The following is a 1,397-nucleotide window of genomic DNA, read 5'->3' as shown; positions in this document are numbered from 1 at the left end:
TATAAACACATCGTTAGTTTGTGGAATACCTAAATATGAGAAAACCAATTAGGAGTCAAACGTGATTTTTAACTTAGGCAAAAAGCTCCATCTGCTGCATTAACTTTAATAAACAGATAGATAAAATCTAAGTTTCATATTAAGCACAGCAGATTATTGAGTAAAAGCCAGAGAGTATTTAGGGCAGAACCCATTATCACGATGTTAGCCACTCAATACGGAGCATAAAACTAATTGTTTATGCAAGTATATGGAATTGATTTATCGATGGAAAAGTTTGATGTGAACTTTATTGATGTAACAGGAAAAGAAAAGAACAAACAGGTGAAAAATAGATTAACATCCATATCAAAGTTCCTAGAAAATGTGCCCGATAATAGTGTGTTATGTGCTGAGCATACAGGGTCTTATGGGGACTTATTGGTTTATCTGTGTAATCTTATGGGGATAATAATAGCATTGGTTCCTGGTTATACGATAAAGCATAGTTTGGGGATGATAAAAGGGAAGTCTGATCCAATAGATGCCAGAAGGATTCGAGAGTATGGAGAAAGGTTCTTTGATAAGCTAGAATTCAAGGAGTATGACACAGAAGAAATAGTAGAAATAAAATCTCTATACACTTTACGTGCTCAATTGGTAAAAGCAAGAAAGAGTTTAAGAACAGGGGCTCACGGACGTTCTAATTTACCAATGCAAAGCATAAGTGTTAACAAACACGTTCAGCAAGCCTTGTGCAACTTAGACGTAGAAATAGCTGAAGTAGAGTATGAAATTGAAGAAGTAATAAAGGCAAATGAAGCGTTAAATGAGAATTATGAACTGGCAGTAAGTGTAAAGGGAATAGGACCTGTAATAGCCACTGATTTGCTCATAAAGACCGGTAACTTTATGGATATAGATACAGCTCGTAAAGCGTCTTCATACGCAGGTGTTTGTCCTTTTCCTAATGCATCAGGTAAGATGGTAGGAAAAGCTAAAACAAGCCCATTTGCAGACAAAAAATTAAAAGCCCTATTGTATATGGGAGCCAAGTCGGCAGTGAAGCACAATAAGGAGTATCGCTTGTATTATCAAAAGAAAAAACTTGAAGGTAAACCTCATTATTTAATTATGAATAACATATCAAATAAGATGCTGAGAACTATTTACAGCGTCATTAAAAACAAAACACCATATCGTCAGGATTATATATGTCTTGATCCGAGAGAGAAAAATATTAATAGCTCCACTAATAAAGTGGCTTAAAAACTTGTAATTAATTAGAGTATATGAAACATCCATGGCAAGTAAATTTGACACACAGGGGGATGATTATTGGTGGGAATTCGGAACTTAGTGAATAAAAGAAGGCATGGCTAGGACAAGTAACAACATAGAGTTTGAGCAGGTCATTG

The 1,397-nt window shown here is 35.1% G+C and carries 2 protein-coding genes; both read left to right on the top strand.

Annotated features, from left to right (window positions below; all coding sequences use genetic code 11):
• Positions 1–215: 215 nt before the first annotated feature.
• Positions 216–260, top strand: coding sequence for a hypothetical protein (locus tag FNN09_RS21635; RefSeq protein WP_366520185.1), 45 nt, complete (start codon positions 216–218; stop codon positions 258–260).
• Positions 241–1,248, top strand: a complete 1,008-nt coding sequence (locus tag FNN09_RS20835) for an IS110 family transposase (RefSeq protein ID WP_143304419.1) — start codon at positions 241–243, stop codon at positions 1,246–1,248. The genes FNN09_RS21635 and FNN09_RS20835 overlap by 20 nt, the downstream gene beginning before the upstream one ends.
• The last annotated feature ends 149 nt before the right edge of the window (positions 1,249–1,397 follow it).

The organism is Carboxylicivirga sp. M1479 (genome assembly GCF_007097485.1).
GTDB lineage: Bacteria > Bacteroidota > Bacteroidia > Bacteroidales > Marinilabiliaceae > Carboxylicivirga.
Note: the sequence above shows the minus strand (reverse complement) of the source record. Positions and strands in the feature narration are given on the sequence as shown.

Coding starts and splice junctions, on each gene's coding strand:
- FNN09_RS20835 (WP_143304419.1), top strand. CDS start 241: ATGCAAGTATATGGAATTGATTTATCGATGGAAAAGTTTGATGTGAAC.